Raw genomic sequence first — 25942 nt, 5'->3', positions numbered from 1 at the left:
CGGCTCAAGCGTCCAGTCCGGGGGGCGGGGGGGCGCCTTTGGGAAAAAGCGCCACCACTTTGAAGAGCGTCCCCATTTCCCGTGGGTGCGTCAAGCGCCGATGTGCGGCGATATGGTCGTCCAGCGCGGCGCCGGTCAGCCGTTCGGCCAAAGCCTGCGCGCGCGAGGTGATGCCAAGCCGTTCCAGGAACACGCCCTGCGTGGTCAGCCGGCTATGGGCGCAGGGGATGTCGGCCAGCAGCGCCTCGAAATCCACATGGGCGGTCAGGTCGACCTCGCCGGGGTTTTCGAAGGGCGAGGCGTATTTCTGCCGGCCCATCGCTTGCAGCGTATCGCCCACGGACCGCCAGTCGCCGTAATCGTCGATCACCGCGACGCCGCCATGATCCGCGATGCGCTGCCCGATCTGCCGGGCGATCACCGGGGATGCGCCGCAAATCTCGACGATGTCATTTTCCCGCGTATCGGCCAGCCGCGCCTCAAGCACGGGATGTCCCGGGGCAGGGACCAGGCCGATCACCAGCTGGTTCATCATCGTGCTCACCACCATCTCCGAGAAGCCTTTGGCGGTGCGAAAGAACTGCCGGATCGGCAAGGCGTCGAAAAACTCGTTCGCCACCAGGTAAAGCGGCATCTGCGGCAGCGCGTCGGCACTGTCATGCCATGTGATCCGGTCGCCGGGCGTCAGCCCCGCCAGCGTTCTGGCTTGCCGGTCGCGCATCCGTGGCGAGGCTTCGACCAAGTGCACCTGCGCCGCCTCGTGAAATCCGGGCACCTTGCGCGTCACGCGCAGGATATCGGCCATCAGCGTCCCGCGTCCCGGCCCCAGTTCAGCCAGCGCAAAGCGCGCAGGCGCACCCTGGTCCAGCCAGGCCTGCGCAAGGCACAGGCCGATCATCTCGCCGAACATCTGGCTGATCTCGGGCGCCGTGATGAAATCGCCCGCAGCGCCAATCGGATCGCGCGTCGTGTAATAGCCCAGGGTCGGGTGCAGCAGGCATTCGGTCATGTAGTCCGCGATGGTCAGCGGACCTTGTGTCCTGATCCGGTCCAGCAGGATGCGTTCCAGCGCATTCATCTCGCGCGGCAGATCGATCATGCGGCAAGAGCCTTTGATCGCCGCCGTGCCACCATGATCAGCGCAAGGCCCGCGGCCAGCATCGGCAGCGACAGAAGCTGCCCCATGGAGATCCCGGCCTCGCCCAGCCGGATCACATGGCCCAGCGGATTGTCCGGCGTGATGAATTGCGCATCGGCTTGGCGGAAATACTCGACGATGAAGCGCGCGGCGCCATAGCCGGCGAGGAACACGCCGGTGATCTGTCCGGGCACCTTGAGCGCGTCGCGTCGGAAAGCCAGCCAGAGCATCAGGGCCAGCAGCACCGCGCCCTCCAGCCCCGCCTGGTAGAGCTGCGAGGGATGGCGCGCGCAAAGCCCGACCACGCCCGCACAGTCCTGGGCTGCGGCCCCCGGAAAGACGACGCCCCAGGGCACGTCCGTCGGCCGCCCCCAAAGTTCCGCATTGATGAAATTCGCAAGCCTTCCCAGCATCAGCCCTACGGGTACGCCAAGGGCGATCGCATCGGCCGCGGCCAGGCGCGGCACCTTCTGCCGCCAGGTGAAGATCCAGGCAGCGACCACGACGCCGAGGAACCCGCCATGAAAGGACATCCCGCCTTGCCAGACCATCAGGATTTGCCCCGGATTGGCCAGGTAATAGCCCGGTTGATAGAACAGAACGAAGCCAAGACGCCCGCCCAGGATGATCCCGAGGATGATCCATGTCAGCAGATCCTCGACCTGCGCCCTGGTCATGGGCGGCACGTTCCCTTGCCACAACGCAGGGCGCCGGAGGGCTGCAAGGCTGATCTGCCAGGCCAGGACGATGCCGACGATATAGGCCAGCGCGTACCAGCGCAGCGCGAACTCCATTCCGAACAGGGTGACCGAAAATAACTCGGGCGAAATCTCGGGGAAGGGGATCATGGCGCGCATCTGCGTCTGTCTGCCTCTGGCTTGCGGGGGAAGTCAACCTTGTGGGCCGCCGCATTGCGGCCCATATAGGGAGGTAAAGGTAACGCTGGAGACCCGCAATGCAGACGCGCAACAAAATTCTCGATGACATCTCGCAACTGATGACCAATGCCATGGGCGTGGCCCAGGGCGCCAAGGACGAGGCCGAGACCGCGATGAAGTCGATGATCGACCGCTGGCTGGCCGACCGCGACTTTGTCACCCGCGAGGAATTCGACGCCGTCCGTGCCATGGCGCAGAAGGCGCGCGAGGAGAATGCAGCCCTCATGGCGCGCCTTGATGCGCTTGAGGCGCAGCAGGGCAAATAAGGTATCCCCGTTTCGCCGATCGACGTGACGCGCGTTCCCCGAAGGAGCGCGCGTTTGTCATTTCCGCGCATGGCAGAGGTGCAGGACACGCGGCAGGCCGGGGATGGATATTTTCAGCAAGAAGAAACCCGGCGCCGGATCATGCCAAGACATTGATCACGATCATGTGGTCATGACGGCTTGATCCACATATTATTGAGGTTATCCCCAAAATATTGCTTTACAGGCCAGACCAGTCATACCACCATATCTTGTGAGGGCGCGGGGAAAAGCCTCCGTCCTTAGAGCAGGCACCTAGCGGTTGAGGCGCTCTGACGCTTTGATGCTACAGGCAGAGAGGTGGCGCCATGGCACTATCCGAGCAGTACCTAGAGGACGACATTCATCCCATCGATATCGTCGAGAATATCGCCGAATATCACGATTGGGATTTCGACCGTATCGGTCAGGACCAGATCGCCATGGCGGTCGAGGGACAGTGGCGGACCTATTCGATCACGCTGGCCTGGTCCAGCTATGACGAGACCCTGCGCCTGATCTGCACCTTCGAGATGGAGCCGCCCGAGGCGCGCTTGCCGCATCTTTACGAAACCCTGAATGCCGTGAACGACCAGTGCTGGGCCGGGGCCTTCACCTTCTGGGCGGAACAGAAGCTGATGGTCTGGCGCTATGGCCTTGTCCTGTCGGGCGAGCAGGTCGCCAGCCCCGAGCAGATCGACACGCTGATCAACGCCGCGGTGATGAGCGCAGAGCGGTATTATCCCGCCTTCCAGCTGGTCGTCTGGGGCGAGCGGCCACCGGCCGAAGCGTTGCAGGTCGCCATTGCAGAGGCCTACGGGCGCGCGTAACACTGCCCCCCGACGCAAAGCAGCCGAGGGGGACATTTCATGGATATGCAAGAGCTTGGCCGCAGGGGGCTGGTGCTTCTGGGCTGCGGCAAGATGGGATCGGCCATGCTGGCCGGGTGGCTGGCGCGCGGGCTGTCGCCTGATGGCGTCTGCGTGATCGACCCCAACCCGTCTGACTGGCTGCGCGGCACCGGCGTGCGGATCAATGCCGACCTGCCTGCCCATCCGGCAATCGTCATCGTTGCCGTCAAACCGCAGATGATGGGCGCGGCCCTGCCGACGCTGGCGGCCATGGGCAATGACGAGACGCTGTTCATCTCGGTCGCGGCTGGCACGCCGATTGCGCGATTCGAGGAGGTTCTGGGTGCGCGCACGCCCATCGTCCGCGCCATGCCGAACACGCCCGCCGCCGTCGGGCGCGGGATCAGCGCCATCGTCGGCAACGCCCACGCCGGGGCCGCCGGGCTGGATGCGGCCGAGGCGCTGCTGTCCGCCGTGGGGCAGGTGGTGCGGCTGGAGCATGAAGGCCAGATGGATGCGGTGACCGGCCTGTCGGGATCCGGACCCGCCTATGTCTTTCACCTGATCGAAACCATGGCCGCAGCCGGAGTGGCGCAGGGGCTGAAGCCCGATCTGGCCCTGCAACTGGCCCGCGCCACCGTGGCAGGGGCCGGCGCGCTGGCCGAAGAGGCGGATGAAACACCGGCACAGCTGCGCATCAACGTGACCAGCCCCAATGGCACCACGCAGGCCGCCCTGGATGTGCTGATGGATGCCGAAACCGGGTTTCCGGTCTTGCTGCAGCGCGCGATCAAGGCCGCGACCGACCGATCCAAGGAACTGTCCCGTGGCTGAGATCACCTTTGACGATTTCCTGAAAGTCGATATCCGCGTGGGCCGTGTCACCCGCGCCGAACCCTATCCCGAGGCGCGCAAGCCCGCGATCAAGCTCTGGATCGACTTCGGTCCCGAGATCGGGGAAAAGAAGACCTCGGCCCAGATCACGGCCCATTACACGCCCGAAGGCCTTATCGGAAAACAGGTGATGGCGGTCGTGAATTTCCCGCCCCGGCAGATCGGCCGCTTCATGTCCGAAGTGCTGGTGCTGGGTGTCTCGGACGCGCAGGGCGGGATCGTCCTGCTGTCACCCGATCTTGACGTACCGCTTGGTGGAAGGATGCATTGATGCCCAAGGTTCTGATCAGTCGCCGCTTGCCCGACAGCGTGCTCGAAGCGGCCTCGAAGATGTTCGACATGGAATTGCGCGACAAGACGGCGCCCATGAACCCTGCGGAAATGCGGTCGGGCCTTGCGCTTTACGATGCGATCATGCCGTCGCTGGGGGACAGGTTCTCGGCCGATATCTTTGCCGAATTCGGTCGGCCCCGCTGCAAGCTCTTGGCCAATTTCGGCGTGGGGATCAACCATATCGATGTCGAGGCCGCCCGCGCCCATGGGGTCAAAGTGACCAATACGCCTGGTGCCGTGACCGATGCGACCGCCGATACGGCGATGACCCTGATCCTGATGAGCGCGCGGCGCGCGGGCGAGGGTGAACGGCTGGTCCGGTCAGGCGCCTGGGAGGGCTGGCATCCGACACAGATGCTGGGCCTGCATGTGACGGGCAAGACGGTGGGCATCGTCGGTATGGGCCGGATCGGACAGGCCATCGCGCGGCGTTGCCACTCCGGCTTCGGGATGGAGGTGCTGTTCTTCAATCGCTCGCCCAAGGCGGTGGATTTCCCGGCGCGACAGGTGGACAGCCTGCATGATCTGGCCGCTGCAGTGGATATTCTTGTGGTCGCCACGCCGGGCGGGGCAGAAACGCATCACCTGATCGATGCAGAGGTGCTGGCCGCGATGCAGCCTCATGCCCATCTGGTCAATATCGCCCGTGGCGATGTCGTCGAAGAGGCCGCGCTGATCGCGGCGCTTCAGGCTGGCCGCATCGGCGGCGCGGGTCTGGATGTCTATGAATTCGAACCCCAGGTGCCCGAGGCGCTACGCAAGCTGGACAACGTGACGCTGCTGCCGCACCTGGGCACATCGACCCTTGAAGTGCGCGAGGCGATGGGGCGGATGGTTCTGGACAACCTTGCCGCGCATTTTGCCGGAAAGCCCCTGCCGAACCCGGTTTGACCCTGGGTCAAGCCTGACGCATCCCGGGGCAAGAGGTCTTGACCTTCACCATGCTCCGGGGTGATCTGGGGCACCATCAGGGAAGGGGCGCGTCATGTATCAGCCGGTCATCAGCGGAACCGGGGTTTTCACACCCTCGCAGGTCATCACCAATGACGAGCTTGTGGTGGCTTTCAACGCCTATGCGGATCGGTTCAATGCCGAACATGCCGACCAGATCGCGGCGGGCGAGATCGACGCCAAGGAACATTCCTCGTCCGAGTTCATCTTCAAGGCCTCGGGGATCGAACAGCGTTATGTTCTGGACAAGTCGGGGGTGCTGGACCCTGCTGTGATGCATCCCCAGCTGCGCCAGCGCAGCGATGACGAGCCTGGCGTGATGGCCGAGATGGCGCTGGATGCTTGCGCCAAGGCCCTGGCGATGGCGGGGCTGACCGGTGCGGATGTCGAACTGGTGATCTGTGCCGCCAGCAACATGGAACGCGCCTATCCGGCGATAGCCGTCGAAATACAGCAGCTTCTGGGGGCGGGGGGCTTTGCCTTCGACATGAATGTCGCCTGTTCCTCTGCCACCTTCGGAATTCAGGCGGCGGCCGACATGGTGCGCGCAGGCTCGGCGCGCTGCGCGATCGTCGTCAACCCCGAGATCTGCTCGGGCCATCTGGAATGGCGCGATCGCGATTGTCATTTCATTTTCGGCGATGTCTGCACCGCCACGGTGATCACGCGCGACGAAGACGCGAAAGGCCCGCATTTCCGTATCCTGTCCACGCGTTGCGCCACGCAGTTTTCCAACAACATCCGCAACAACAACGGCTTTTTGCGCCGCTCGCGGCCTGATGGTGTGGCAGACCGGCGCGACATGCAGTTCATGCAGAACGGGCGCAAGGTCTTCAAGGAAGTGGTGCCGATGGTGTCAGAGCATATCCTGCACCATATCGAAGCCGAAGGCGTGCAGCCCTCGCAGTTGCGCCGCCTCTGGTTGCATCAGGCCAACAAGACGATGAATGACTTCATCGGCCGCAAGGTGCTGGGCCGGGATCCCGAACCGGGCGAGCAGCCGAATATCCTGCAGGAATATGCCAACACATCCTCCGCCGGGTCGATCATCGCCTTTGCGAAACACTCGGCGGATCTGCAGCCGGGCGACATGGGGCTGATCTGTTCCTTCGGCGCGGGCTATTCCGTGGGCTCTGTCCTGATCCAGCGGGTCTGAGCCCGCCCTAACGCAGGGCGGATTTCATCGACGCATCGGGGAAGCAGGTGGGCGTCTGCCCCGTCGCCTCTTGCCACGCCCCGATGGAGCGCCGCGTCCGGAACCCGGCCAGGCCATCCGCACCGCCGGTGTCATGGCCCATCCGTTCAAGCGCGGCCTGCATCGCCGCCACGTCCGAGCGCATCAGCCCGCCGACTGGCCCCCAGCGACTCGCGAAATCGCCCAGGCCATAGGCGATCCGGTCCCCCACGTGGCCGACAAAAAGCGCGTAAAGGTCGGACATGTTGTAGTCCTTGAGCACGTAAAAATTCTGCGTCACCACGAAGGCAGGGCCATGCCGCCCCGCAGGCATCAGCAGGAAACCCTCGCGCTGCATCTCGTCGGCGGGAAAGGCGCGCCCGCCGATCCGTGTGATCCCCATGGCGGCCCATGTCGCAAAGCTGCGGCCCTTGTCAGGGCCTTCCAATGCACAAGACACCTGCGCGGGAACTGTAACCTCGAACCCCCAGTCGCGGCCCTTCTGCCAGCCATGGGCGGCAAGGTAGGCCGCGATCGAGGCGATGGTGTCAGGTGCCGATCCCCAAATGTCGGCCCGTCCGTCGCCATCCCCGTCCCGTGCATGTTTCAGCATGTTGGAGGGCATGAACTGTGGCTGCCCCAGCGCCCCGGCCCAGCTTGAGCGCAGACCGCGCGGGGACGCATGGCCCGCCTCGATCAGTTGCAGGGCGGCGATCAATTCGTCCGTGAAATAAGGTGCGCGCGTGGACATAAAGCCTTTTGTGCCCAGCACGGCAAGGGCATCATGCGGGATCGCGGCGCGTCCATAGGCGGATTTACGGCCCCAGATGGCCAGGATGATCCGGCCGGGCACGCCCGTTTGCCGTTCGGCACGTTCAAGTGCTGCGGCATGACGGCGGGCCATGGCGATACCCTCGCGGGTGGTCGCGGTGACCGTGTTCGGCGCGAAATAAGCCGCGGGGCTGCCGAATTCGCCCTGCCTTTGCGGCCTGGGGCGGTTGATGTCGCTGCCGGGGGGGATCAGGTCGGGCAGGTCCCACATCAGGGTCACACCCTGAAACGCCGCCTCATGGGTTGCGCGGCTGACACCTGCGGCGCGGGCGCGGGGCCAGACGGTATCCTGCAGCCATGCACGGAACTGACGCTCCACCGCGGGGCGATCCTGCGCCATGACGGGTGGGGACAGAAGCAGAAGGCTCAGGGCAAGGATCAGCAGGCGCATGGCATATTCCCAAGGATGCCCGACGCTAGCATGACCGCGCCAATCGGTCAGCAGTCTGTTGCATCAGCGGGACGATCGCCCACCGCCTCGCGCCAGTGACGGCGGCAGAGGCTGACATAGGTTTCATTCCCGCCGATCTGTACCTGCGCCCCGTCCCGCAGGGCACGCCCCTCGGCATCCTTGCGCACCACCATCGTGGCCTTGCGCCCGCAGTGGCAGATGGTGCGCACCTCGCGCAACTCATCCGCCAGCGCCAGCAACGTGGCCGAGCCGGGGAAGAGTTCGCCCCGGAAATCGACACGCAGCCCGTAGCACATGACCGGCACGCCAAGATCATCGACGGCGCGCGCCAGATCCCAGACCTGCGCGGGTTCGAGGAATTGCGCCTCGTCGATGAAGACGCAGGCGATGGGCCCCTGATCCAGCCTTGTCGCAAGCCTGGCAAACAGGTTGTCGCCGGGGGCGAAAGTATCCGCCGCCTCGCCGATCCCGATGCGCGATGCGACCCGCCCATGGCCTGCGCGCCCGTCGACCTGCGCGGTCAGCAGATAGGTCTGCATGCCCCGTTCGCGATAGTTGTGCGAGGCCTGCAGCAGCACGGTGGATTTGCCGGCATTCATCGTCGAGAAATTGAAATAGAGCTTCGCCATGCAGCGATCTAGCGCGCCCCCCGCCACAAGTGCAAGGCGTTCCGGTCGGCGCAAAACGTGGAACAGGTGGTGCCGGTGCTTCGGATGACACGCGTACTGCAGCCCGTCGCATGGTCTGCCATTTCTGGCCCTGCCTCCTCCAGGGGCAGGCACACGACGGACTTAAAACACCTCGTTGGAGAATTGAGGTCACTCGTAACGTCTGCCAACACTGCAGGGTTTTCGGATACCCTACCGGAAGTCAAAAAATCGCGACAAAAATACACCTATACTAAAGTAGTGTATTTGGGTGACGCAAAAAGGCCATAATCAAGGCCGCTTCAACGGCGTGAAGCGGCCTGATCCTGTAAGCATTCGAAAAGCAATATGTTTTCGGGCGTCAGCCTTGCAGCGGCATCACGGTGAAATCACCCTCTGACCGCGCCCGCATGGCCAAGGCTGCCGCATGGCTGCCCGCTGCGGTTGTGAAATAGGGGATCTTGTCGTAGAGCGCCACCTTGCGGATCTCGCGGCTGTCCTCGACCGCCTGGGTGCCTTCGGTCGTGTTCATCACCAGGGTGATGCCGCTGTCCTTCAGCATGTCGACGATGTTCGGACGACCCTCGTAGACCTTGTTCACGACCTCGCAGGCCACGCCGTTGTCCTGCAGCCAGGCTGCGGTTCCCCGCGTCGCCACGATCTGCAGACCAAGCTCGGTCACGATTCGCGCGGTCTCGACCATGTCCGCGGTCTTGTCGGCGTCGCGGATCGAGATGAACACGCGGCCCGTGCGGGGCAGATCGGTGCCCGCGCCCAGCTGAGCCTTGAGGAAGGCAAGCGGGAAGGACACGTCCCATCCCATCACCTCGCCGGTCGACCGCATTTCAGGGCCGAGGATCGTATCCACACCGGGGAAGCGCGCGAAAGGCAGCACTGCTTCCTTGACCGAGAACCACGGCATCGCGGGATCTGCCAGCGTCAGCGGATCGGCCATCGGCTGTGTGCCGGGCTTGGCATCCGCAGGGTATGGGCCGCGCAACGGGAAATTCGCCATCGGCTCGCCCGCCATCAGCCGCGCCGCGATCGATGCGATCGCGCTGTCGGTTGCCTTCGCCACGAAGGGCACGGTACGCGAGGCGCGCGGGTTCACCTCGATCAGATAGACTTCGTCGTCCTTGACCGCGAATTGCACGTTCATCAGGCCCACGACACCCAGCGCCAGCGCCAGTGCCTCGGTCTGCTTGTGCACTTCGTCGATGATGTGCTGCGGCAGCGAATAGGGTGGCAGCGAACAGGCGCTATCGCCCGAATGCACGCCGGCTTCCTCGATATGCTGCATCAGGCCCGCCACGTGGACGGTCTTGCCGTCACACAGCGCGTCCACATCCATTTCAACGGCACCCGACAGGTAGCTGTCCAGCAGCACCGGGCTGTCGCCGGATACGACCACCGCCTCGCGGATGTAGCGCTCCAGATGCGCCATGTCGCGCACGATCTCCATCGCGCGACCACCCAGAACGTAGGAAGGCCGGATCACCAGCGGAAAGCCGATATCCTCGGCAATGGCCAGGGCCTGCGCATCGGTCGAGGCGATGCCATTGCGCGGCTGCTTCAGGCCAAGACGGTTCACAAGCTGCTGGAACCGCTCGCGGTCCTCGGCAAGGTCGATGGCGTCGGGTGTCGTGCCAAGGATCGGGATGCCTTCTTCGTAAAGCGCATTGGCCAGCTTCAGCGGGGTCTGCCCGCCAAACTGCACGATCACGCCATGCAGCGTTCCGTTCTGCTGTTCGACCCGCAGGATTTCCATAACATGTTCGAAAGTCAGCGGTTCGAAATACAGCCGGTCCGACGTGTCGTAATCGGTCGACACGGTTTCCGGGTTGCAGTTGATCATGATGGTTTCATAACCCACGTCCGACAGGGCGAAGCAGGCATGGCAGCAGCAATAATCGAATTCGATCCCTTGCCCGATCCGGTTGGGACCACCGCCCAGAATGACCACCTTCTTGCGATCCGACGGGCGGGCCTCGCATTCCACGTCGCCCATCGCGGGGGCCTCGTAGGTGGAATACATGTAGGGCGTCTGTGCCTCGAACTCGGCGCCGCAGGTGTCGATCCGCTTGAAGACAGCGTTGACGCCCAGGTTCTGCCGCGCACGGCGCACGTTCGCCTCGGACCGGCCGGTCAGATGACCAAGGCGCGCATCGGTAAAGCCCATCATCTTCAGCTTGCGCAGCCCGTATTCGGTGACCGGCAGGCCGTTCTTGCGCACGTCCTCCTCGGCCTCGATGATTTCGCGGATACGGGCCAGGAACCAGGGGTCGAACATGGTGGTCGCATGGATTTCGTCATCGGTCAGGCCGTGGCGCATGGCCTGCGCGATGGTCCGCATCCGGTCCGGCGTCGCCTTGGAAATGGCCTTGATCACGGCCGATTTCTCGGGCGCGCCCTCGATTGCCACCTCGTCAAAGCCGGTCAGGCCGGTTTCCATCGAGGCCAGCGCCTTTTGCAGCGACTCGTGGATCGTTCGCCCGATCGCCATGGCCTCGCCCACGGATTTCATGGCCGTGGTCAGGTTTGGCTGCGATCCGGGGAATTTTTCGAAGGCAAAGCGCGGGATCTTGGTCACGACATAGTCGATCGTCGGCTCGAAGCTGGCGGGCGTGACCTTGGTGATGTCATTGTCCAGCTCGTCCAGCGTATAGCCGACGGCCAGTTTCGCCGCGACCTTGGCGATGGGGAAACCTGTCGCCTTGGAGGCCAGCGCCGAGGACCGCGACACGCGGGGGTTCATCTCGATCACGACCATGCGGCCGTCAGCGGGGTTGATCGCCCATTGCACGTTCGAGCCGCCGGTTTCCACGCCGATCTCGCGCAGCACGGCGATCGAGCCGTTGCGCATGATCTGGTATTCCTTGTCGGTCAGGGTCAGGGCAGGGGCCACGGTGATCGAATTGCCCGTATGCACGCCCATCGGATCGACGTTCTCGATCGAACAGACGATGATGGCGTTGTCCGCCTTGTCGCGGACGACCTCCATCTCGAACTCTTTCCAGCCCAGAAGCGATTTATCGACCAGGATCTGCGCCATGGGCGAGGCTTCCAGCCCCGAGCGGCAATAGTATTCGTAATCATCGCGGTTGTAGGCAACACCGCCGCCGGTGCCGCCAAGCGTAAAGGCGGGGCGGATGATAGCCGGCAGGCCGATCTCTTCCAGCGCGTCCATCGCCTGTTTGAGGCCCGCCGCGATATCGTATTTGCCGTTCTCTTTCTTGGGGGCCGCGACGATGGTCGCCTTGGGGTTTTCCAGCCCGATCCGGTCCATCGCTTCGCGGAACAGCTTGCGGTCTTCAGCCATTTCAATGGCTTCACGGTTGGCGCCGATCAATTCGACACCGAATTTGTCCAGCACACCCATATCTGCCAGGGCCAGCGACGTGTTCAGACCGGTCTGGCCACCCATCGTGGGCAGCAGCGCATCGGGGCGCTCTTTCTCGATGATCTTGGCCACGACCTCGGGGGTGATCGGCTCGATATAGGTGGCATCGGCCAGACCCGGATCGGTCATGATGGTCGCAGGGTTCGAATTGACCAGGATCACCCGGTAGCCTTCTTCGCGCAGGGCCTTGCAGGCCTGTGCGCCGGAATAGTCGAACTCGCAGGCCTGTCCGATCACGATGGGACCGGCTCCGATGATCATGATGGATGAGATATCGGTTCTTTTCGGCATGTCGGTCCCCTTTTTCGCGCGGCTTGGAAAGCAGCATCCGCCCGCGCGGCAGCCAAGCGCGGAAGCAGGCCCCCGCGCGCAAATTCTCGTGGGTTATAGACATCCCCGAATGCGGCGCAAGCCCTGATGGGGGCTAAATTGAGCCTGAGACGATCCTTCTGACAGGCCCTTGCGGCAAGACCATCCGATACCTATGTCAACTTTGGTTGACAAGTTCAGGTCATGGTTGGCGTTGCGACGCCGCTTTTTCCTTTTTACGCCGAATATGCTCCGGTTTTCGGAGCCGACCCACAGGTTTGGCCGGGTGGGCAGGAAAGGATTTGCAATGGCACGCCGGGGGCGTCGGACAAAAAGGGTGACGACATGACTGCCCCAACGGCAGGCTTGCTGCGCCCTCCGCGGCGCAAGGGCATGATGGGCGCGCAGACCGTGCTGCCCATGGTCGCGGCCATCGAACGCAGCCTTGGTCCCGCCGTCGTGGCGCAGCTTCTGGACGAGGCCCGCTTTGCACGCCTTCCCGAACATGGCGAGCATGTGCGGGAACGTCAGGTCGCTATCCTGCATCAGGCCCTGCGGCGGCAATATCCCGAACAGGCCGAAAGCATCCAGCGCGAGGCTGCGCGCGACGCGGTGGAATGGATCATGCAGAATCGCATTCCAGCCCGTGCGCGCCTGCTTTTGTCGGGCATGCCCTGGGCCATGGCTGTCTGGATGCTGGGCCGGCATGCGGCGCAGAACGCCTGGGCTTTTGGCGGGTCGGGCCGCTTCGAACTGCTGAGCACCAGTGAATTCCAGCTGACGGACAATCCGCTGATCCGTGGCGAACACAGCACCCACGCCATCTGCGCCTGGCATGAGGAACTGTTTCAACAGACTTTCCGGCGCATGGCGCACAGCCGCCTGCGCTGTACCGAGGCAAGCTGCATGGCGGCGGGCGCGGATGCCTGCCGCTTCCGCCTTGTGATGGAGCCTGTCAGAGCCGGCTCTTGATCTGTGTCAATTAAAGTTGACAGGTAATGTGTCAGAATTTCTGAAAACCTCAGGGAGTTTGTCATGCGCATACTGTTTGTTCACCCCAATTACCGCTCTGGCGGGGCCGAGATCGCAGGCACATGGCCACCGGCCTGGGTTGCCTATCTGACAGGCAGCCTGCGGCGGGCCGGCTTTGACGACATCCATTTCATCGACGCGATGACCGACAATATCGCGGATGACGACCTTGCGCGCCGGATGGCAGCACTTGATCCCGATGTGGTGGGCGTCACGTCGATCACGCCCTCGATCTACCGGGCCGAGGATGTGCTGAAACTTGCGCAGCAGCACTGCCCGCGCGCGGTGCGGATGATGGGCGGCGTCCATGCCACCTTCATGTTCAAGCAGGTCATCTCGGAGGCGCCTTGGGTCGATGTCATCGTGCGCGGCGAGGGCGAGGAAATCCTGACCGAACTGATGCTGGCCGTCGAGGATGGCCGCTGGCCCGCCGACCGCCACAAGATCAAGGGCATCGCCTTTGCCGATGGCGATCAGATCGTGGCCACCCCTGCGGCCAGCACCGTCAAGGATCTGGACGGCATCAGCCCGGACTGGTCGATCCTCGAGTGGGAGAAATACAAATACATCCCCCTGAACACCCGCGTCGCCATCCCCAACCTCGCGCGCGGCTGCCCCTTCACCTGCTCCTTCTGTTCGCAGTGGAAATTCTGGCGCGACTACCGCGTGCGCGATCCCAAGAAGGTCGTGGACGAGATCGAGGATCTGGTGAACCATCACAAGGTCGGCTTCTTCATCCTTGCGGATGAGGAACCCACGATCAACCGCAAGAAATTCATCGAATTCTGTCAGGAACTGATCGACCGGGGCCTGCCGGACCGTGTGAAATGGGGCATCAACACCCGCGTCACCGACATCTACCGCGACAAGGACCTGCTGAAATTCTACCGCAAGGCCGGGCTGGTGCATGTGTCCCTGGGCACCGAGGCTGCGGCCCAGATGAAACTGGATATCTTCAACAAGGAAACCAAGGTCGAAGAAAACAAGATGGCGATCAAGCTCTTGCGTGACGCCGATATCCTGGTCGAGGCGCAGTTCATCGTCGGTCTGGACAACGAGACCCCCGAAACGCTGGAAGAAACATACAAGATGGCCTGGGACTGGCAGCCCGATCTGGCCAACTGGTCGATGTATACGCCCTGGCCCTTCACCCCGCTGTTCCAGGAACTGAAGGATCAGGTCGAGGTCTTCGATTTCAGCCGCTACAATTTCGTGACGCCGATCATGAAGCCCGCCGCCATGACGCGGGGCGAATTGCTGGATGGGGTGATGAACAATTACCGCCGTTTCTACATGAAAAAGGCGCTGTTCCATTACCCCTGGCGCGGCACCGGGTTCCGGCGGCGCTATCTGCTGGGCTGTCTGCAGGCCTTCCTCAAGGCCGGGTTTGCCCGCACCTTCTATGATCTGGGCAAGGTCGGCTACACTGGGCCGCAATCCAAGAACGCGCTGGATTTCCACTTCGACGAAACCCGCACCATCGCCGAAGCGCAGATGGAGGATTGGGAAGCTTCCGCCGACAAGGCCGCCCGTGCCGCCGAACGGCGCGCGGCCCTGCGCGAACAGGGCAAGGAACGCGCGGTCGAACGCGCCAAGGGCTTCAAGATGCCCAACGGGGCCGAGGTCAAGGCCTGCGGCGGCGGATCGCAGCAGATGGAGGACGTCTGACCCATGCAGCTGGCGCGGGCCAGCGGGCTGATCGGGCCGAATGCGGTCCTCCAACTGGTGCCGCTGCTGGATCGGGCGGGCGGTCCTGACTGGCGCGAAGCCCTGCTTGGCAGGGCCGGGCTTGACGCGCTGCCCGACGGGTCAGGCATGATCCCCGAAGCCCCCGTGGCGCGCCTGCACCAGGCGATGCGCCGCGACCGCCCCGATCTGGCGGCCGTTCTGGGCTGGCAGGCGGGGCTGGCGACAGGGGATTACATTTTGGCCCACCGTATCCCGGCTGCGGCACAAAAGCTGCTGAAGGCGCTGCCGTGGAAACTGTCGGCGCGCCTTCTGTCGCAGGCGATCGCGCGCAATGCCTGGACCTTCGCCGGATCGGGGCAGTTTCTGGTCATCACGCCGCTGGTTTTCGAGTTGCGCGCCAACCCCCTGGTGCGGGGCGAGGTGGCGGATCACCCGATCTGCGACTGGCATCGGGGTGTGTTCACGCAGCTTTACCAGAGGCTCGTCCACCCCTCGCTGACCTGTCGCGAGGCACGCTGCTGCGCGATGGGCCATGCCGCCTGCCGGTTCGAGATGTATCGCGATCACCCCTGATACACGGCAATTCAGGCTGATCCCTTGACTTCCAAGCGCGGGCGCGGTGTATCACGGCCAACCGATTGACGCCGATTGACCCCGAAGGGACCGCCCCATGCACGCCTATCGCAGCCATACCTGCGCCGCTCTGAACATCTCACATGTGGGCCAGACGGTCCGCCTCTCCGGCTGGGTGCACCGTGTGCGCGACCACGGCGGGCTGCTGTTCATCGACCTGCGCGATCATTACGGCGTGACGCAGGTTCTGTGTGACCCCGACAGCCCCGTGTTTGCGCAGGTCGAAAAGGTCCGCTCGGAATGGTGCATCCGCATCGACGGCGAGGTGAAGGCGCGCGATGCGTCCCTGGTGAACGCCAAGATCCCGACGGGCGAGATCGAGGTCTTCATCCGTGACATCGAAGTGCTGGGCGCAGCCAAGGAACTGCCGCTGATGGTTTTCGGCGATCAGGAATACCCCGAGGAAACCCGCCTGCGTTACCGCTTCCTCGATCTGCGCCGCGAGGCGATGCAGCGCAACATGACCCTGCGTTCGGACGTGGTGGCCTCGATGCGCAAACGCATGTGGGACAAGGGTTTCCGCGAATACCAGACGCCGATCATCACCGCCTCCAGCCCGGAAGGCGCGCGCGACTTCCTCGTGCCGTCCCGCCTGCATCCGGGCAAGTTCTACGCCCTGCCGCAAGCCCCCCAGCAGTTCAAGCAGCTGCTGATGGTGTCGGGTTTCGACAAGTATTTCCAGATCGCGCCCTGTTTCCGCGACGAAGACCCGCGCGCCGACCGCAGCCCCACGGATTTCTACCAGCTGGACATGGAAATGTCCTTTGTCACCCAGCAGGACGTGTTCGACACGATCTCGCCCGTGATCGCGGGTGTGTTCGAGGAGTTCGGCGGCGGTCGCCGCGTCGATGCCGCGCAGGACTGGCCGCAGATATCCTACAAGGATGCAGCACTCTGGTATGGCACCGACAAGCCCGACCTGCGCAACCCGATCAGGATGCAGGTCGTGTCCGAGCATTTCGCAGGCTCCGGCTTTGCGATTTTCGCCAAACTGCTGGAACAGGATGGCACCCAGATCCGCGCCATTCCCGCCCCCGGTGGCGGCAGCCGCAAATTCTGCGACCGCATGAACGCCTTTGCGCAAAAAGAAGGTCTGCCCGGCATGGGCTATATCTTCTGGCGGCAGGCCGAGGATGGGTCGGGCATGGAAGCCGCAGGCCCCCTTGCCAAGAACATCGGGCCTGAGCGGACCGAGGCGATCCGCCAGCAGCTTGGCCTTGGCGTCGGCGACGCGGCCTTCTTCCTGGGCGGCAAACCCAAGCAGTTCGAAGGTGTGGCTGGCAAGGCGCGCACCGTCATTGGCGAGGAACTGGGCCTGACCGACAAGGACCGTTTCGCCTTTGCCTGGATCGTGGATTTCCCGATCTACGAGCAGGATGCAGAGACCGGAAAGATCGATTTCGAGCACAACCCCTTCTCGATGCCGCAGGGCGGGATGGAGGCGCTGATGGGCGATCCCCTGGCCGTGCGCGGGTTCCAGTATGACCTGGCCTGCAACGGCTATGAACTGGTGTCGGGCGCCATCCGCAACCACAAGCCCGAGATCATGTTCAAAGCCTTCGAGATCGCGGGCTATGGCAAGGACGAGGTCGAGAAACGCTTTGGCGGGATGGTCAACGCCTTCCAATACGGCGCGCCGCCCCATGGTGGCTGTGCCGCAGGCATCGACCGCATCGTGATGCTGCTGGCCGATGAGGCGAATATCCGCGAGGTCATCCTCTTCCCGATGAACCAGCGCGCGGAAGACCTTATGATGGGTGCACCCAGCGAGCCATTGGCCCAGCAATTGATGGAATTGAGCCTGCGGGTCATACCGCAGGAGCAAAAGTAACCCTCAGATAGACTTTTGTTGAAGAAATGCAATTATGGGGCGATCATGGGTCGCCCCGTATGCATTTATGGACAGGAAATCGCAAGCCTGTCGCCGTGGTGAAACCCGTCAGATGGCAATTCGGTCGGCGATCCTGTCCTGCAACAGCCCGGCAAGATTTGCCAGATCCGACCTCAGCGGTTGCCCCGCTGCCCGCGCCGCGCGCAGGGATTGGTTGGCATCGCGCAGCGGGCTGTCACCGGCCAGAACGGCGACCCCTTCAAGAAATTGCGTGACATAGTCCAGCACGCCCTCATCCTCGCCCGCGGCCAGCAGTTCCGCCACATGGGCGATATCGTCCCGATATGCGGTGGTGTCGGGGACGATGGCATCGTCCCGCAGCACCCGCGGCGCCGGCGGTTGGTGATCCTGGGGCAGGTGGCTGAGGATCAGTTCCTGGAAATATGCGATCGAGCGCAGCGGCTTTTCCAGAAAACCGTCGGCACCCGCGGACAGGCAGGCATCCCGCCTGTGAGCGTCCCCGCTGATTCCCAGGATCAACCCGATCCTCGGGACTGCCTGCGCCGCCTCTGTGATCAGTTCCGCGCCGGACCCATCGGGCAGGCCCACATCGACGATCAGCACCGAAGGCCTGTAGACCTGCAGATGCCGCCGGGCCGAACGCAGGCAATCCGCACGCCTGATCCGGGCGCCGGAACGCATGCAGAGCAGTCGCATCGCTTCCGAGGCGAAGCGGCTGTCCTCGACCAGCAGGACCGTCAGCCCCAGAAGCGGGCGCGCGGCAGAGGGAAAACGCAGTGGTGCAAAGGGATCTCGGTCATCCATGGTGTCATCCTGCTGTCAAAACGAATGTCATGCCGGACGCAGGGCGCGATTTTGTTGATGCGCTGGCAGGGTCCGAACCCCTCCAAGACTGCGGTGACATCCCTAATTTGCGGTTAACGCCCCTGCGCCCGCATGCCGCCCCCGGTTCATCTTGCCTAAATGGCCCGGTCACCGCATAACCGGCGCGACATTCGCCGCAAGAACAGGAGTTGCCCATGATCGGACGCCTCAACCATGTCGCCATTGCCGTGCCCGACCTGTCGGCCGCCACGGCCCAATATCGCGATGCCCTTGGCGCCAAGGTCGGCGCGCCGCAGGACGAACCGGATCATGGCGTGACCGTGGTCTTCATCGAATTGCCGAACACCAAGATCGAATTGCTTTACCCGCTGGGTGATGACAGCCCGATCAAGGGATTTCTGGACAAGAACCCCTCGGGCGGCATCCACCATGTCTGCTACGAGGTCGATGACATCATCGCTGCGCGTGACCATCTGAAATCCACGGGCGCGCGCGTCCTCGGGTCGGGCGAGCCCAAGATCGGTGCCCATGGCAAACCGGTGCTGTTCCTGCATCCCAAGGATTTCAACGGCTGCCTCGTCGAACTGGAGCAGGTCTGATGGCCGTCACCTCAGCGCTGGTTCTTTATGCGGTCCTTTGGTTCCTGACCTTTCTTGTGGTCATTCCGATCCGTCTGAAAACGCAGGGCGATGTCGGCCAGATCGTGCCGGGCACCCATGCGGGCGCCCCGCATGACCACCAGCTGCGCAAGAAGGCCTGGATCACCACCGGAGTTGCCGCCGTGCTGTGGGCGATCATCGCCTACCTGATCATCTCGGGCACGCTGACGGTACGCGATATCGACTGGTTCGAACGCATGGGCCCGCGCCCCTGATCACATGCCGGGGGCGGGTCATCCCGCCCCGGCACCAGACCTTGCGCGCAGCCCGTGGAACACATGGGTGAAGGTCGCAGCCCCCAGAACGGGGATCGCCAGGTTCACCAGCGGGATGGACAGCGGCATCGCCATCAGCACCCCGGCCAGCCAGACAGTCCCGGCATGTTGCTTGCGCAGGCGCGCGGCCCCTTCGCGGCCCAGATGCCGGATCGCGACAAGGGTGAAATACTCGCGTCCCAGCAGAAACCCGTTCAGACCCCAGAAAATCAGCAGGGCCACGGGCGAAAAGATCAGGTAGAGGATCAGCGCCACCAGGTTGGCCATGATCATCACACCCAGAAACCCGAGCGAATCGCGCAGCGCCTCAGGCAGGGGAACGGTGCGCGCCTGTCCTGCCTGCGGGTAGTGCCGCGCCTCGACGGCATCGGCCACCCGGTCAAGAAACAGCCCCGAGATGGCCGAGGCCACAGGCACCATCAGGACCACAGACAGCAGCAGCATGGCCACCGGGCCGGACCACGCCGCCAATGCGGCGATCCACTGCACCTCGCCGAAAAACGGCAGCGTCACGCCGTCACCGGCCCACCACACCAGCAGGGCCTGCACCCCCGCCGATGCCAGCACAAGGCCCAGTATCGCCAGCCCGATCCCTAGCCACACAACCCGCGACAGCCGTTTGTCACCCAATTGGCCAAGCGCTTTCACGAAGGAGGACAGGACCAGCACGCCTGAAACCTCAGCTGTCCAGCCAGGTCACGATCTGACCAAGATCCGGGCGCGGCCGGTCGGGTGGGGCACTGGTGTCCGTGCCGATATGGATGAAGCCCGCGATCCGCTCGTGATCCTGCAGCCCCAGAGCCGCGGTCATGAAGCCCCGGTCATGGCTGGGCCAGCCGGACAGCCAGTTGGCGCCCCAGCCGCTGGCCAGTGCCGCATTCAGTAGTGCAAGGCATACGCCGCCCACGGCATAGGTCTGCTCGATTGCGGGGATCTTTTCGGATGGCTTGCGCACCTCGATGACGGCCACGGCCAGGTGGCCGGTTTCGAACTGCTGCGCGCCCTTGTCAGCCTGCTCCGCCTCAAGGTCCATCGCCGCTGCGCGTGCGCGGGCATGATCGCCCAGCCGTCGCAGCGCGGCACCTTGCAGCACCACGAAGCGCCAGGGCTCCAGCTTGCCGTGATCGGGGCTGCGGCTGGCTGCGGTCAGGATCTGCATCAGCTGCGCGCGATCGGGAACCGGCAATCCCAATGTCTTGGCCGGGCGCGACCGCCGGGTCAGCAGGAATTCCATGGCGGCTGGATTGGGATCGGGCATGCGTCGTCCTTTGGTTCTGTCTGTCTTGGCGTCCTTGCCCTATGTCGTGCCTCGCCCCCGCAGGGTCAAGGCGCAGGGGGCAGGGGCAGCAGGGTTTCGGCCATCTCGGCGATCAGGCCGCTCACAAAGCCATCCATGCGCGCCGAGGGTTGGCGCGCCGCCACGACGGCGGCCATCGGATCGGGCGCGTCAATCGTGCTGCGCGCCATTTCCTGGATCACCGCGTGACCGCAGAAGGGCACGTAAGCCTCGGAATAGCCACCCTCATGCACCATCACCAGGCGCCCGCCGCACAACCGTTCAGCGGCATCCATGACCTTGCGGGTCATCATCCGGAAGGTCTCGGCCGTGGCCAGCATGCGCGCCAGCGGGTCGAAACATCCGGCATCATAGCCGCAGGCCACGATGATCATGTCGGGGCGATATTGTTCCAGCGCGGGCAGCACGATCCGTTCCATCGCCTCGAGATAGCTGACATGCCCGGCGCCGGGGGGCAGGGGGATGTTCATGTTGAAGCCGATGCCCGCACCTTCGCCGCGCGCATCGACGAAACCGGTATCTGTGGGATAGTTGCGATCCTGATGCAGGCTGATGGTCAGCACATCGGCCCGGTCATAGAAGACCGCTTCGGTGCCGTTGCCGTGATGCACGTCCCAGTCGATCACCGCCACGCGCCCGTCATGCCCGGCGGCACGTGCCGCGGCGATGGCGATGCCGATATTGTTGAGCAGGCAAAACCCGTTGGGCCAGTCAGGCAGGCAGTGGTGACCGGGCGGGCGCGACAGCGCATAGGCATTGTCGCACTCGCCCCTCCAGACCGACAGCAGCGCCGCTTTCGCAAGCCCGGCCGACAGCGCCGCGATCTCGAAACCACCCTTGGCAAAGGGGGTGCGCAAGCCCAGCTCTCCGCCGCCCTGGTCCGACATTTCCTTGAACCTGTTCAGGAAATCCTCGGGATGCACACGGGCCAGGTCCTGCCAGTCGGCGGGTTCTGCGCGCCGCATCTCAAGGTCGTCGCTCAGACCCGTCACATCCAGAAGGTTCTTGAGCCGGCGCTTGGTTTCGGGGTTCTCGGGCAAGCCGCCGGCGGCAAGAGGCTGCACCAGCCCGCCCAGCGGCAGGGTCAGCGCATAATTGCCGCCCGCGTGCCAGAAACACTTCTCATCCCAGAAAAATCCCGTCGCCATGAAGCGCTCCCCTTGTTTCTTCTTGCGACAAATATCCCCGCCGGAGGCGGAAAGTCCATCCGCGTGTTGACGGATGCCGACGCGTCCCGGATCGAGGAGCGGATGCCTCCGGCGGGGATATTTGCAGCAAGAAGAAGCCGCTGCCTGCCCCTTGGGTGCTGGTCCTATTCGGAGCGGCGCAGGTGATAGACGCCTTCGGGAAGGTTCAGGGCCGCCGCCAGATCGCGCAGCTGGCTCATCGAGAGGGTGATCTTTTCCATCCTCTCGAGCCGCGTGTCGAACTGTTCGATGGTGACGCAATCCTCGAAGGCATTGACGATCACATCCTCGAGAAGGTGGCTTTCGCCCTCGTCGACAAGGGTGATGACGGTCGCGTCGAATTCATGCTCGATGGTAAACATGCCTTCAGCTTAAGCCCCGGTGCAGCCAATGCAAGCCTGGCTTTTGCCTAGTCGTGCGCGGCGCGCATCCATTTCGCTGTCAACTGCGCGTGAGCGGGGCTGGCGCGGCGCGACCTTGCTGCTAATGATGGGATCAGGATGGTTCCGAGGGAGATCGCGATGCGCTGGTTCGTTCTGACGGCAATGATGGTTCTGGCAGGCTGCGTCAGCCCGGTCGAGATGCCGCAGGCCCAAAGACCCGTGGCCACCGCGCCTGTGGCGCAGCAAGGTGCTGCGCGCAATTTCGCCGGGGTCGTTGACCGCGTCAAACCCGTGGCCGAGCAGGAGTGCCGGCGCCAGCTGCCACGGGGCAATTGCGATTTCCAGATCGTCGTGGACACGCGACCGGGCCAGCCGCCCAATGCGTTCCAGACCCTTGATCGTGCCGGTCGCCCGGTCATCGGCTTCACCGCCGCACTTCTGGATGACATGCGCAACGCGGACGAGCTGGCTTTCGTCATGTCCCATGAAGCGGCCCATCACATCGCGGGTCATATTCCGCGCCAGCAGCAGAACGCCGCTGCGGGTGCGGTGATCTTTGCAGGTCTTGCGACGCTGACGGGCGGGGACCTGAATACCGTCCGCTCGGCGCAGGAACTGGGCGCGGCCGTGGGCGCGCGCAGCTATTCCAAGGAATTCGAACTTGAGGCGGATGCGCTGGGCACCGCCCTTGCCCTGCGGGCAGGCTTCGATCCGGTGCGCGGGGCCGAGTTCTTCAACCGCATCCCCGATCCCGGTGACCGTTTCCTTGGGACTCATCCGCCGAATGCCGACCGCATCGCCACCGTGCGCCGCGTCGCCACGGGGCTTTGACAGGCGCATCCACGTCCAGACGGCCGCGGGCTTGATTTAGGTCAAGGAAGGCCTGTGATCTTTTGTGTTTCACTGCCCCTGTTCCCGATCCTTGCGATGATCGGGGCGCGTCAAGGAGACACAGATGCCGTCAAGCAAGACAATCCGCCGACATGCTGTCCTGGTTGACCGGATGGCCACCACTTTGGGCAGGGATCTGGAAGAGGAGGTCATGCGCGGACGTCTGTCGCCAGACGAACTGCCGGACATGGTGCTGCGCTGCACCGCCTGCGCAAACCCGGATGGTTGCGAGGCCTGGCTGCGGCAGCAGGAAGACGCCGCGACTGGCCCAAGGCCCGAGACCACGCCCTATTACTGCCGCAACGGGGATGTCTTCGATGCCCTCAAGCCCAACTGATCTTGTCGACATGACGGGGGCCGAACAAGGCGGTGTCATCCTGCATCTGGGCGATCCTGATCGTCATTTCTGGCTGGTGCGTTCGGTTGCGCGGGTGATCGGGGTAAGCCTGGGCCAGGCCATGGTCGAGGGGGCCATCGCACAGGAAGAATGCCGCAGGATGATCAACCGCTGCCGAACCTGTGCACTTGTAAGCGCCTGCGAGGCCTGGCTTGCAGAGTTGGGCGGGCGCGCGGATGCGCCGCCACCCGGCTGCGTCGTCTCGACCGAGCTGAACCGTTTGAAACACATGATGCGACATGAAGGAGCCCATTGATGGGACTGTTTGACAAGATCGACCACCGCGCCGGCGTGATGACGCGCATGGCCGACACGCTGGGCGTTGATTTCGCCGCCACCATCGCCCAGGCACCCGAGGTCGTGCGCGAATACCGCCAGGCGGTGATGCGCTGCGCCAGTTGCAGCCATGAGGGCGAATGCACGACCTGGATGCAGTCGCATCCCCATGCGGCGCAAGCACCCGACTATTGCCGGAACAAGGACATCCTTGAAGGTCTTGCCAAGGCCTGACCGGTTCAGCTGCCCCGGCGCTGCCGCCGCAGATGGCTGCGATAGAGCAGAGGCGCAAGGATATGGTCATAAACCAGCGTCGCGGCCTGCCGGATACCCGGCAGCGCCACGATGCGCGCCAACCAGCCATAGCGGGGCATCTGTCGCCACAGGGCGATGAAGGCGGGGATGCCTGACATGACCTGCCCGTCATGCACGACATGCAGGCGGCGCGCGGCCTGATCGGCCGTCACCCCCCACATCCCCAGATCGACCCTGTTCAGATCGTCAAACCCGATCGCCAGGCCCTCGCGCCCGGCGTAATCCGCATAATGCGTGATTTCCGCCCGGCAGACCGGGCAGTCATGGTTGTAAAGAACGCGGGTGTTTGCCTGTGTCATGGCCCTGAGATAGTGGGGTGGGGGCGTGAGGCAAGGCATGTCCCGCGCTGGGACATGAATTGGGATAAGTGATTTCAACGCGTTACAGGCGCGCATCAGGAATTTCTTGACGCTTGGCCCGATTGGGCGGGCCAGAACGTGCGGCGCTGACGGATTTGCGCAACACCCACAAGCGCCGCCGCCGCAAGGGTCCAGGCGGCCAAGAGGCCCAGATCCTGCAGGGTCCAGGCCCGTCCCTCGATTGCGGCCCAGGCCAGTTCCCCCATCGCCCGTGTCGGTGTCCACTCTGATATGGCGTTGATCGTGGCGGGCATGGCCATCGGCGGCACCCAGAGCCCGCCCAGATAGGCCAGCGGCAGATAGACCAGATTGGCCAGGGGCACCGCCGCGCGGGCCGATGCGACGCAGCCCAGAGCGATGCCCATCAGCGTGGCCGTCACCGTCGCCATAAGGCAGACCGTGGCCAGCCGGATCCAGGCGCTGTTGGGCAGGCCCACATCCGTCATCACATGTGCAAGCGCGATGACCAGCGCCACGGCAATGGTGACAAAGATCACCGCCGCGATGATCCGCGCGACCCATTGCGGCAGGGCTGACCCCGGCAGGCTGCGTTGCCATGTGGCAAAGGGGCTGGCGCGATCCTGCGCCACGCTGACGCCGAACTGGAAGAAACCCACGCCCAGAACCGCGTAGATCGCGAAAGAGGCCATCGCATTGGCCGCCCATGCTCCGCCGCCGCTGTTCGCACCGAAGAAGGCATAGAGCATGGCCGGAAACAGCACCGTGGGTATCCAGAAGCCGGGTTGGCGGAAAAGGACCCGCAGTGTCAGGACGAGTTCGGCAAACAGGTGGCGGATCATGGGCGCGTCCCTCCTTGGCGCAGGTGATGGATCAGGTCCTTCAGTTCGAGCGGTTGCAGCGTCAGGTTGGCAAAAGGCAACGCCTCGGCGACCATGCGGCGCAGAACGGTATCGCTGTCGCTGGTCTCGACCTGCCAGCGGGCACCATTCTGGCTGGCCCCAAGCCAGAAGGGCGGCACAAGGTCCGGTGGCAGATCGAACGCAAGCCGGGTGATCCTGGCGCGCCCACGGATCGCATCGATCCGGCCTGCCAGAACGGTCTCGCCCCGGTCGATCACGGCGATGGAAGAGCAGATGGACTCGATCTCGTCCCAGTGATGCGAGGTCAGCACCAGCGCCCCGCCTTGCGCGACATAACTGCGGGCCATGGCGCGAAAGGCATCCTGTGCGGCGCTGTCCAGCCCGGCGGTCGGCTCGTCCAGAAAGACCAGTCGGGGCTGGCCCACGAAGGCCAGCGCCAGCGCCACGCGGCGCATCTGGCCGCCCGAAAACCCGGCAACGCGCCGGTCGATCAGATCGCCCAGGCCGAAATCGGCGATCAGGCGGTCGATCGCGGGGGCCATGCCATAGCGCTGCGCGGCATAGGTCAGGATCTCGCGCGGGGTGACCTGATCGGGCAGGTCCGTGGCCTGCGGCGTCGCACCCGTCCATCGGCGGGCGGCCGGGCTGCCGGCGGGATGCCCGAAGACCAGTGCCTGACCTGCATCGGGGGCGCGCAGCCCCATCAGCATCGACAGGGTGGTCGATTTGCCGGCCCCGTTCATACCCAGCAGGCCCAGCGCCTCGCCGGGTGCGAGGTCAAGGTCGATCCGCGATACGGCCTGCACCGCGCCAAAGCGCTTGGCCAACCCGCGCGCATGGATGGCAAGGTCTGAAGAATGGAGTGTCATGTGCGATCCCGCTGCTTGCA

The 25942-nt window shown here is 64.0% G+C and carries 29 protein-coding genes; 16 read left to right on the top strand and 13 right to left on the bottom strand.

The annotated features are described in order from the left end of the window. Positions 1-4 precede the first annotated feature (4 nt). Positions 5-1078 (bottom strand): class I SAM-dependent methyltransferase, encoded by a 1074-nt coding sequence (locus ACMUJL_RS06625; protein WP_375573992.1) that lies wholly within the window; start codon positions 1076-1078, stop codon positions 5-7. Positions 1079-1095: 17 nt separating this feature from the next. After that, positions 1096-1995, bottom strand: a complete 900-nt coding sequence (gene lgt / locus ACMUJL_RS06620; RefSeq protein ID WP_375569493.1) for a prolipoprotein diacylglyceryl transferase — start codon at positions 1993-1995, stop codon at positions 1096-1098. Positions 1996-2093: 98 nt separating this feature from the next. On the opposite strand from lgt, the gene ACMUJL_RS06615 reads away from it, so the two are divergent. The 6 genes from ACMUJL_RS06615 (at position 2094) to ACMUJL_RS06590 (ending at position 6545) form a co-directional block, all read left to right on the top strand. Then, positions 2094-2342, top strand: a complete 249-nt coding sequence (locus ACMUJL_RS06615) for an accessory factor UbiK family protein (protein ID WP_375569495.1) — start codon at positions 2094-2096, stop codon at positions 2340-2342. Positions 2343-2689: 347 nt separating this feature from the next. Further along, positions 2690-3190 carry a YbjN domain-containing protein gene (locus ACMUJL_RS06610; RefSeq protein ID WP_068287608.1) on the top strand — a complete coding sequence of 167 codons (501 nt, stop codon included), beginning with the start codon at positions 2690-2692 and terminating at the stop codon, positions 3188-3190. A 39-nt stretch (positions 3191-3229) separates the two neighbouring features. Next, on the top strand, positions 3230-4045 hold the full coding sequence (gene proC, locus ACMUJL_RS06605) for a pyrroline-5-carboxylate reductase (protein ID WP_375569497.1): 816 nt from the start codon (positions 3230-3232) through the stop codon (positions 4043-4045). Then, on the top strand, positions 4038-4376 hold the full coding sequence (locus ACMUJL_RS06600) for a tRNA-binding protein (protein ID WP_375569499.1): 339 nt from the start codon (positions 4038-4040) through the stop codon (positions 4374-4376). The genes proC and ACMUJL_RS06600 overlap by 8 nt, the downstream gene beginning before the upstream one ends. Beyond that, complete coding sequence (locus ACMUJL_RS06595) at positions 4376-5329, top strand: 2-hydroxyacid dehydrogenase (protein ID WP_375569501.1); 954 nt, start codon at positions 4376-4378, stop codon at positions 5327-5329. Before ACMUJL_RS06600 ends, ACMUJL_RS06595 begins: the two co-directional genes overlap by 1 nt. A 94-nt stretch (positions 5330-5423) precedes the next feature. Beyond that, positions 5424-6545, top strand: coding sequence for a beta-ketoacyl-ACP synthase III (locus ACMUJL_RS06590; RefSeq protein WP_375569503.1), 1122 nt, complete (start codon positions 5424-5426; stop codon positions 6543-6545). A gap of 7 nt (positions 6546-6552) precedes the next feature. Here ACMUJL_RS06590 and ACMUJL_RS06585 read toward each other — a convergent pair whose 3' ends face one another. The 3 genes from ACMUJL_RS06585 to carB form a co-directional block, all read right to left on the bottom strand. Then, complete coding sequence (locus ACMUJL_RS06585) at positions 6553-7785, bottom strand: lytic murein transglycosylase (RefSeq protein ID WP_416914198.1); 1233 nt, start codon at positions 7783-7785, stop codon at positions 6553-6555. Positions 7786-7832: 47 nt separating this feature from the next. Beyond that, a complete protein-coding gene (locus ACMUJL_RS06580) occupies positions 7833-8435 on the bottom strand; it encodes a thymidine kinase (RefSeq protein ID WP_068287628.1) in 603 nt (200 codons plus the stop codon). 379 nt (positions 8436-8814) lie between these two features. Then, positions 8815-12144, bottom strand: a complete 3330-nt coding sequence (carB, locus tag ACMUJL_RS06575; protein WP_416914197.1) for a carbamoyl-phosphate synthase large subunit — start codon at positions 12142-12144, stop codon at positions 8815-8817. A 363-nt stretch (positions 12145-12507) separates the two neighbouring features. On the opposite strand from carB, the gene bchJ (ACMUJL_RS06570) reads away from it, so the two are divergent. The 4 genes from bchJ (ACMUJL_RS06570) to aspS all read left to right on the top strand — a co-directional run bounded on the left by bchJ (ACMUJL_RS06570) (position 12508) and on the right by aspS (position 17347). Next, on the top strand, positions 12508-13134 hold the full coding sequence (gene bchJ / locus ACMUJL_RS06570) for a bacteriochlorophyll 4-vinyl reductase (RefSeq protein ID WP_375569508.1): 627 nt from the start codon (positions 12508-12510) through the stop codon (positions 13132-13134). Between the two features lie 63 nt (positions 13135-13197). Beyond that, on the top strand, positions 13198-14862 hold the full coding sequence (gene bchE / locus ACMUJL_RS06565; protein WP_375569510.1) for a magnesium-protoporphyrin IX monomethyl ester anaerobic oxidative cyclase: 1665 nt from the start codon (positions 13198-13200) through the stop codon (positions 14860-14862). Positions 14863-14865: 3 nt separating this feature from the next. Next, positions 14866-15456, top strand: a complete 591-nt coding sequence (bchJ, locus tag ACMUJL_RS06560; RefSeq protein WP_375569512.1) for a bacteriochlorophyll 4-vinyl reductase — start codon at positions 14866-14868, stop codon at positions 15454-15456. A gap of 97 nt (positions 15457-15553) precedes the next feature. Then, positions 15554-17347 carry an aspartate--tRNA ligase gene (gene aspS, locus ACMUJL_RS06555; RefSeq protein ID WP_068287644.1) on the top strand — a complete coding sequence of 598 codons (1794 nt, stop codon included), beginning with the start codon at positions 15554-15556 and terminating at the stop codon, positions 17345-17347. Between the two features lie 108 nt (positions 17348-17455). Here aspS and ACMUJL_RS06550 read toward each other — a convergent pair whose 3' ends face one another. Then, entirely contained in the window at positions 17456-18172 is a 717-nt protein-coding gene (locus ACMUJL_RS06550) for a response regulator (RefSeq protein WP_375569515.1), read from the bottom strand. A gap of 215 nt (positions 18173-18387) precedes the next feature. Between ACMUJL_RS06550 and mce the strand changes: the two genes are divergently transcribed. Continuing rightward, positions 18388-18792 carry a methylmalonyl-CoA epimerase gene (mce, locus tag ACMUJL_RS06545; protein WP_068287648.1) on the top strand — a complete coding sequence of 135 codons (405 nt, stop codon included), beginning with the start codon at positions 18388-18390 and terminating at the stop codon, positions 18790-18792. Beyond that, entirely contained in the window at positions 18792-19067 is a 276-nt protein-coding gene (locus tag ACMUJL_RS06540; RefSeq protein ID WP_068287650.1) for a DUF1467 family protein, read from the top strand. The genes mce and ACMUJL_RS06540 overlap by 1 nt, the downstream gene beginning before the upstream one ends. 18 nt (positions 19068-19085) lie before the next feature. Here the strand turns inward: ACMUJL_RS06540 and ACMUJL_RS06535 are convergent, their stop codons facing one another. From ACMUJL_RS06535 to ACMUJL_RS06520, 4 genes are all read right to left on the bottom strand, one after another. After that, on the bottom strand, positions 19086-19796 hold the full coding sequence (locus ACMUJL_RS06535) for an EI24 domain-containing protein (protein WP_375569518.1): 711 nt from the start codon (positions 19794-19796) through the stop codon (positions 19086-19088). Positions 19797-19806: 10 nt separating this feature from the next. Further along, positions 19807-20385 (bottom strand): nitroreductase family protein, encoded by a 579-nt coding sequence (locus ACMUJL_RS06530; protein ID WP_375569520.1) that lies wholly within the window; start codon positions 20383-20385, stop codon positions 19807-19809. A gap of 65 nt (positions 20386-20450) precedes the next feature. Continuing rightward, complete coding sequence (locus ACMUJL_RS06525; protein ID WP_375569522.1) at positions 20451-21572, bottom strand: class II histone deacetylase; 1122 nt, start codon at positions 21570-21572, stop codon at positions 20451-20453. 164 nt (positions 21573-21736) lie between these two features. Next, on the bottom strand, positions 21737-21973 hold the full coding sequence (locus ACMUJL_RS06520) for a hypothetical protein (RefSeq protein ID WP_068287658.1): 237 nt from the start codon (positions 21971-21973) through the stop codon (positions 21737-21739). Positions 21974-22132: 159 nt separating this feature from the next. Here ACMUJL_RS06520 and ACMUJL_RS06515 point away from each other — a divergent pair, with 159 nt between their 5' ends. From ACMUJL_RS06515 to ACMUJL_RS06500, 4 genes are all read left to right on the top strand, one after another. Then, positions 22133-22825: a M48 family metallopeptidase gene (locus ACMUJL_RS06515; RefSeq protein WP_375569524.1), complete on the top strand. Its 693-nt coding sequence runs from the start codon at positions 22133-22135 to the stop codon at positions 22823-22825. 172 nt (positions 22826-22997) lie between these two features. After that, entirely contained in the window at positions 22998-23222 is a 225-nt protein-coding gene (locus tag ACMUJL_RS06510; RefSeq protein WP_375569526.1) for a DUF6455 family protein, read from the top strand. Further along, on the top strand, positions 23203-23538 hold the full coding sequence (locus ACMUJL_RS06505) for a DUF6455 family protein (RefSeq protein ID WP_416914196.1): 336 nt from the start codon (positions 23203-23205) through the stop codon (positions 23536-23538). The genes ACMUJL_RS06510 and ACMUJL_RS06505 overlap by 20 nt, the downstream gene beginning before the upstream one ends. Further along, positions 23538-23792 (top strand): DUF6455 family protein, encoded by a 255-nt coding sequence (locus ACMUJL_RS06500; protein WP_375569530.1) that lies wholly within the window; start codon positions 23538-23540, stop codon positions 23790-23792. The genes ACMUJL_RS06505 and ACMUJL_RS06500 overlap by 1 nt, the downstream gene beginning before the upstream one ends. A gap of 5 nt (positions 23793-23797) precedes the next feature. Here ACMUJL_RS06500 and ACMUJL_RS06495 read toward each other — a convergent pair whose 3' ends face one another. The 3 genes from ACMUJL_RS06495 to ACMUJL_RS06485 form a co-directional block, all read right to left on the bottom strand. Beyond that, on the bottom strand, positions 23798-24172 hold the full coding sequence (locus ACMUJL_RS06495; protein ID WP_375569532.1) for a thiol-disulfide oxidoreductase DCC family protein: 375 nt from the start codon (positions 24170-24172) through the stop codon (positions 23798-23800). 95 nt (positions 24173-24267) lie between these two features. After that, entirely contained in the window at positions 24268-25032 is a 765-nt protein-coding gene (locus ACMUJL_RS06490) for an ABC transporter permease (protein ID WP_068287674.1), read from the bottom strand. Next, positions 25029-25922, bottom strand: coding sequence for an ABC transporter ATP-binding protein (locus ACMUJL_RS06485; protein WP_375569535.1), 894 nt, complete (start codon positions 25920-25922; stop codon positions 25029-25031). Before ACMUJL_RS06485 ends, ACMUJL_RS06490 begins: the two co-directional genes overlap by 4 nt. Positions 25923-25942: the final 20 nt, after the last annotated feature.

It is taken from the genome of Seohaeicola sp., from assembly GCF_048006315.1.
Taxonomy (GTDB): Bacteria; Pseudomonadota; Alphaproteobacteria; order Rhodobacterales; family Rhodobacteraceae; genus Seohaeicola.
The sequence above is the reverse complement of the archived record's forward strand: the minus strand, read 5'-3'. Positions and strand labels throughout refer to the sequence as shown.

Excerpts from the sequence above, each read along its gene's own strand:
- ACMUJL_RS06525 (WP_375569522.1), bottom strand. The coding sequence starts at position 21,572 with ATGGCGACGGGATTTTTCTGGGATGAGAAGTGTTTCTGGCACGCGGGC.
- ACMUJL_RS06625 (WP_375573992.1), bottom strand. The coding sequence starts at position 1,078 with ATGAATGCGCTGGAACGCATCCTGCTGGACCGGATCAGGACACAAGGT.
- ACMUJL_RS06500 (WP_375569530.1), top strand. The coding sequence starts at position 23,538 with ATGGGACTGTTTGACAAGATCGACCACCGCGCCGGCGTGATGACGCGC.
- ACMUJL_RS06520 (WP_068287658.1), bottom strand. The coding sequence starts at position 21,973 with ATGTTTACCATCGAGCATGAATTCGACGCGACCGTCATCACCCTTGTC.
- ACMUJL_RS06590 (WP_375569503.1), top strand. The coding sequence starts at position 5,424 with ATGTATCAGCCGGTCATCAGCGGAACCGGGGTTTTCACACCCTCGCAG.
- ACMUJL_RS06595 (WP_375569501.1), top strand. The coding sequence starts at position 4,376 with ATGCCCAAGGTTCTGATCAGTCGCCGCTTGCCCGACAGCGTGCTCGAA.
- ACMUJL_RS06530 (WP_375569520.1), bottom strand. The coding sequence starts at position 20,385 with ATGCCCGATCCCAATCCAGCCGCCATGGAATTCCTGCTGACCCGGCGG.
- ACMUJL_RS06610 (WP_068287608.1), top strand. The coding sequence starts at position 2,690 with ATGGCACTATCCGAGCAGTACCTAGAGGACGACATTCATCCCATCGAT.
- lgt (WP_375569493.1), bottom strand. The coding sequence starts at position 1,995 with ATGCGCGCCATGATCCCCTTCCCCGAGATTTCGCCCGAGTTATTTTCG.
- ACMUJL_RS06485 (WP_375569535.1), bottom strand. The coding sequence starts at position 25,922 with ATGACACTCCATTCTTCAGACCTTGCCATCCATGCGCGCGGGTTGGCC.
- ACMUJL_RS06540 (WP_068287650.1), top strand. The coding sequence starts at position 18,792 with ATGGCCGTCACCTCAGCGCTGGTTCTTTATGCGGTCCTTTGGTTCCTG.
- aspS (WP_068287644.1), top strand. The coding sequence starts at position 15,554 with ATGCACGCCTATCGCAGCCATACCTGCGCCGCTCTGAACATCTCACAT.
- mce (WP_068287648.1), top strand. The coding sequence starts at position 18,388 with ATGATCGGACGCCTCAACCATGTCGCCATTGCCGTGCCCGACCTGTCG.
- bchE (WP_375569510.1), top strand. The coding sequence starts at position 13,198 with ATGCGCATACTGTTTGTTCACCCCAATTACCGCTCTGGCGGGGCCGAG.
- bchJ (WP_375569512.1), top strand. The coding sequence starts at position 14,866 with ATGCAGCTGGCGCGGGCCAGCGGGCTGATCGGGCCGAATGCGGTCCTC.
- ACMUJL_RS06495 (WP_375569532.1), bottom strand. The coding sequence starts at position 24,172 with ATGACACAGGCAAACACCCGCGTTCTTTACAACCATGACTGCCCGGTC.
- ACMUJL_RS06585 (WP_416914198.1), bottom strand. The coding sequence starts at position 7,785 with ATGCGCCTGCTGATCCTTGCCCTGAGCCTTCTGCTTCTGTCCCCACCC.
- ACMUJL_RS06550 (WP_375569515.1), bottom strand. The coding sequence starts at position 18,172 with ATGGATGACCGAGATCCCTTTGCACCACTGCGTTTTCCCTCTGCCGCG.
- ACMUJL_RS06580 (WP_068287628.1), bottom strand. The coding sequence starts at position 8,435 with ATGGCGAAGCTCTATTTCAATTTCTCGACGATGAATGCCGGCAAATCC.
- proC (WP_375569497.1), top strand. The coding sequence starts at position 3,230 with ATGGATATGCAAGAGCTTGGCCGCAGGGGGCTGGTGCTTCTGGGCTGC.
- bchJ (WP_375569508.1), top strand. The coding sequence starts at position 12,508 with ATGACTGCCCCAACGGCAGGCTTGCTGCGCCCTCCGCGGCGCAAGGGC.
- ACMUJL_RS06490 (WP_068287674.1), bottom strand. The coding sequence starts at position 25,032 with ATGATCCGCCACCTGTTTGCCGAACTCGTCCTGACACTGCGGGTCCTT.
- ACMUJL_RS06505 (WP_416914196.1), top strand. The coding sequence starts at position 23,203 with ATGCCCTCAAGCCCAACTGATCTTGTCGACATGACGGGGGCCGAACAA.
- ACMUJL_RS06515 (WP_375569524.1), top strand. The coding sequence starts at position 22,133 with ATGCGCTGGTTCGTTCTGACGGCAATGATGGTTCTGGCAGGCTGCGTC.
- ACMUJL_RS06510 (WP_375569526.1), top strand. The coding sequence starts at position 22,998 with ATGGCCACCACTTTGGGCAGGGATCTGGAAGAGGAGGTCATGCGCGGA.
- ACMUJL_RS06615 (WP_375569495.1), top strand. The coding sequence starts at position 2,094 with ATGCAGACGCGCAACAAAATTCTCGATGACATCTCGCAACTGATGACC.
- carB (WP_416914197.1), bottom strand. The coding sequence starts at position 12,144 with ATGCCGAAAAGAACCGATATCTCATCCATCATGATCATCGGAGCCGGT.